This is a genomic window from Corynebacterium sp. MSK150 (assembly GCF_030229215.1).
Classification (GTDB): Bacteria; Actinomycetota; Actinomycetes; order Mycobacteriales; family Mycobacteriaceae; genus Corynebacterium.
In genome coordinates this window covers 1-1,010 of sequence record NZ_JASPHM010000036.1, presented here as the reverse complement: position 1 = coordinate 1,010, position 1,010 = coordinate 1, and the positions used below count along the sequence as shown (strand labels likewise).

The 1,010-nt window shown below is 50.5% G+C and carries 1 rRNA gene; it reads right to left on the bottom strand.

Going from position 1 to position 1,010, the window contains the following annotated elements:
• A 23S ribosomal RNA gene (locus QP941_RS11520) occupies window positions 1-735 on the bottom strand; the annotation flags it as partial.
• Window positions 736-1,010: the final 275 nt, after the last annotated feature.

The following is a 1,010-nucleotide window of genomic DNA, read 5'->3' as shown; positions in this document are numbered from 1 at the left end:
CACCCCATTAGGATTCGGTTTCCCTACGGCTACCCCACACGGGTTAACCTCGCGACATGCCGCTGACTCGCAGGCTCATTCTTCAAAAGGCACGCCATCACACACAAACGGTGCTCTGACGGATTGTAAGCACATGGTTTCAGGAACTATTTCACTCCCCTCCCGGGGTACTTTTCACCATTCCCTCACGGTACTCATACACTATCGGTCACACTGAGTATTTAGGCTTACCGGGTGGTCCCGGCAGATTCACAGCAGATTCCACGAGCCCGCTGCTACTCGGGCAACCCAACAACCCACATGCCATTGTCTTCAACTACAGGACTCTCACCTTCTCCGGCAGGCCATTCCAAACCACTTCACCTAACAACAACACACGAGCGGACCATCAGTAGCTAGTCCACATTGGGGCCCACAACACCGCACACACAACCCCTACCAGGTATCACATGCACACGGTTTAGCCTCATCCACGTTCGTTCGCCACTACTAGCAGAATCATTATTATTTTCTCCTCCTACGGGTACTGAGATGTTTCACTTCCCCGCGTAAACCCCCACAACAGCTATGAATTCACTGAAGGGTAACCCCACATAACCAGGGCCAGGTTTCCCCATTCGGACATCCTCGGATCAACGCTCAATTGACAACTCCCCGAGGCTTAACGCAGCCTTTCACGTCCTTCATCGGCTCAGCATGCCAAGGCATCCACCATGCGCCCTTAATAACGAACACACAAACCACCACACACAACAAAAATCATGTAGGTGGCCACACAAGTGAACTTGACAAAAAATTGATTAAAGAAAAAAGAAATCACACAAACACACACAAACAAACCACACAAAGCAGCCCATCTGGTGTGTTTAATGCTCGCGTCCACTATACAGTTCTCACACAACACCCCAACCACACCCTGCCAACACAGGCAGTGTCAACAAGCCTTATGGTCAGGCACAAAAAAGGGGGATAATGCCCCAGACACCCAACAATGCACCAACATACAAACA